The sequence below is a fragment of the bacterium genome (assembly GCA_035370465.1).
In the GTDB taxonomy this organism is placed as follows: Bacteria; Ratteibacteria; UBA8468; order B48-G9; family JAFGKM01; genus JAGGVW01.
In genome coordinates, this window is the sequence record DAOOVW010000086.1 from 1 (window position 1) to 3,562 (window position 3,562).

A 3,562-nucleotide genomic window follows, 5' to 3' on the forward strand; every position below is an offset into this window, starting at 1 on the left:
CTATTACAATTCATACCTTTAATTATCGGGATGACACTTATTTCCTTTATTATTATTCAATTAGCCCCTGGTGATTATTTTTCTAAACTAAAAATGAACCCTGAAATCTCCCCACAAACAATAGAACAAATGAGAAGGTCATTTGGACTTGATAAACCAGTTATAGTCCAGTATTTCTATTGGTTAAAAAATATCTTAACTTTTAATTTAGGAACTTCTTTTTCATATCATATTCCTGTTTCATTTCTTATAAAACAAAAACTTAAAAATACCCTTGCTCTTTCAATTTTTTCAATGTTTTTGACATGGATAATTGCAATACCCTTAGGAATTTTCGCTGCAATTAAAAATGGAAGATGGCAGGAAAAATTGTTTTCTTTTATTGCTTATATTGGAATTTCTTTACCTTCTTTTTTTATAGCAATGCTTCTTGTATTTTTATTTGCAAAATATCCAGTACTACCAATTGGAGGGACAAGAAGCATATTTGTTTACAGGTCAACATTTGAAATGTTTGGTGATTATTTAAGACATCTGCTTGTTCCAGGAATTGCCTTAACACTTGCAGGTATTGGTTCTCTTTATCGTCTTATGAAAAATAATTTCCTTTCTGCTTTAAATTCCCCATACATTATTACTGCTCGTTCAAAGGGATTACCTGAATATAAGGTCTATTATAAACATGCTTTAAGAAATGCAATAAATCCTATGATAACAATTTTTGGATATGAACTTTCTGGAATTTTATCAGGTGCAGGATTGGTTGAAATTGTAACTGGCTGGCCTGGTATGGGACAACTTATACTTGAAGGAGTTCTTTCACAGGACTTATATCTTGTTATGGCTTCTTTATTGATAAGTGGACTTCTTTTAATTGCTGGAAATTTAATTGCAGATATTTTGATTGCTTTTGCTGACCCAAGAGTGAGGTTAAGATGAGAAGTTTTTTTTATAAGTTGAGAAGGAAAAATATTGTTGCTTTCATTTCATTGGTTATTATTATTCTTCTTTATGTATTTTCTTTTTTAACTGATTTCATTGCCCCCTACCCTTTTGATAAACAATTCAGGGACTTTTCTTTATCTCCACCAACGAGAATTCATTTTATTGATGAAAACAGAAAATTTCATATAATCCCTTTTGTATATGAATCAAAAGTAATAAATCCAATTACAAACAAGTATGAGGAAGACAGAAGTAAAATTTATCAAGTTAAATTTTTTGTTAAAGGAGAAAAAAGAAAAATATTAGGTTTTATCCCTTTTAATTATTGCCTTTTTGGCACAGAAGGAGATGGTAAAATTTTCTTGTTTGGGACAGATATACACGGTAGAGATGTTTTTTCAAGAATTCTTTATGGGAGCAGAATTTCTCTTTCAATAGGACTGATTGGTGTTTCAATTTCTTTTATACTTGGTCTTCTTTTAGGGGGTATTTCAGGTTATTTTGGTGGGAAAGTAGATAATTTCCTTATGCGTCTTGTTGAAATAATTATGATGTTCCCTTCTTTTTATCTTCTTCTTGCTTTAAGAGGGACTTTCCCAACAGATATTTCAACTGTCAAAATTTATTTTTTAATTGTTATAATTTTAAGTTTTATTGGATGGGCATCTCTTGCAAGAATAATAAGAGGAATGGTTTTATCAATAAAAGAAGAAGAATTTATTTTATCTGCAAGAGCATTGGGACTTTCAACATTTAGAATTATAACAAAACATATAATCCCAAATACTTTTTCTTATACAATTACTGCAATAACTCTTTCAATACCTGGATATATTCTCGGAGAAAGTGCTTTAAGTTTAATCGGGCTTGGCATACAGGAACCATTTCCAAGTTGGGGAAATATGCTTTCTGTCTCAATAGGAAATTTAAAAATTCTGACATCTGCTCCATGGATGCTGATACCAGGTTTTTTTATTTTTTTAACAATAATATGTTTTAATTTTTTAGGAGATGGGTTAAGGGATTTAATGGACCCTGGACTAAAATAAAGGGCTCCCCCTCACCCTCTTCCTCTCCCCGCAGGGGAGAGGAGAGAAAGGGGTAAAAGATATATCCTTCTCCCCGATGGGGAGAAGGCTCGGATGAGGGGGATTTAATATTTTCCCCTTTGACAAACCGACTAAGGAAGCAAAGGGTAGCAAAGCAGAGTTGGTGCTTTTTCCCTTTTAATTCTCCCCTTTAGCAAAGGGGAGTGAGAGGGGATTTTGGAGAATTACAGAAAATCCATCCCCTCGGGCATAGCCCTACGGGCGAGCCCACCTTCTCCCCTCCGCCACTGATACGTTGGCGGACTATCGCACTAAGACATTGACGGACATGCTTTGATAAAGAAAGGAGTTAAAATTTCCCCCTTTTGCAAACCGACTGAAGTTGCTTACCTTGTTTCTCAGAGTTGGTGCGTTATCGTCTTCCAGATAGCACAACGGGGATAAAGGAGGATTTGGAAGGAGTATTTAAATTATGGTACTTGAAATAAAAAATTTAGTAGTATCATTGGATACATTTTCTAAAAGAATAGAGATATTAAGAAATGTGAATTTTTCTATTGGAAAAAATGAAGTTGTTTCTCTTGTAGGTGAAAGTGGTTGTGGAAAAACATTTACCGCTTTATCAATAATGAAACTTCTTCCAAAAAATGCAAAAATAGAAAAAGGCGAAATTTTCATTGAAGGAGAAAACATAACAGAAAAAAGTGAAAAAGACATTGCAAAAATAAGGGGAAACAAAGTAAGTATGATTTTTCAAGAACCATCTTCATACCTAAATCCTGTTTTTACAATTGGTAATCAAATGACAGAATGTATAAAAGAAAAAATAAATAAAAAAGAAAAAGAAGAAAAAATTTTTAAAGTTCTCAAAGAAGTGAACCTGTCAGAAGATGTTTTTTTTCAGTATCCTCATCAATTAAGTGGAGGAATGCAACAAAGAGTTATGATTGGTATGGCAATAATAAACAGCCCTTCCCTCTTAATTGCAGATGAACCAACAACTGCCCTTGATGTAACAACTGCTTTTCATATTATTAACCTGCTTAAAAAACTTATAAAAACACATAATATTTCAGTTCTTTTTATTACTCATGATATTTGTCTTGCTATAAATTTTTCAGATAAAATTTATGTTATGTATGCAGGGAAAATTGTAGAAAAGGCATCTTCAAAAAAAATAATTTCTTCTCCCTTGCATCCGTATACTGAAAAACTTATTTTATGTCTTCCTGAAAAATACAAAAAAGGTGAAAGAATTAAAGCAATACCGGGCAATGTTCCTGATTTTTCTTCTCTTCCTTCTGGTTGTGCATTTCATCCAAGATGTCCATACACAAAACAAATATGTAAAAATTTTTCTCCGGCAGAGGTAAAAATAGGAGAAAATTATGTGAGGTGCTTTAAATATGGAGAAATTGTGGAAAATAATTGACTTGGAAAAAAGTTTTGTAATAAAAGATAAATATGGGATGACCAAAAAAATTGATGCATTGAAAAATATAAATATTGATATAGAAAAAGGGGAAACACTTGGTATAATTGGTGAAAGTGGAAGTGGTAAAACAACA

3 protein-coding genes are annotated in these 3,562 nt (G+C 32.1%); all 3 read left to right on the forward strand.

Annotation, left to right across the window (positions count from 1 at the left end; genetic code table 11):
- Positions 1-939: ABC transporter permease (locus PLW95_08010; protein ID HOV22599.1), on the forward strand; the 939-nt coding region annotated here is incomplete at its 5' end.
- On the forward strand, positions 936-1,994 hold the full coding sequence (locus PLW95_08015) for an ABC transporter permease (protein ID HOV22600.1): 1,059 nt from the start codon (positions 936-938) through the stop codon (positions 1,992-1,994). The genes PLW95_08010 and PLW95_08015, both read left to right, overlap by 4 nt.
- A 472-nt stretch (positions 1,995-2,466) precedes the next feature.
- Complete coding sequence (locus PLW95_08020; GenBank protein HOV22601.1) at positions 2,467-3,426, forward strand: ABC transporter ATP-binding protein; 960 nt, start codon at positions 2,467-2,469, stop codon at positions 3,424-3,426.
- Positions 3,427-3,562: the final 136 nt, after the last annotated feature.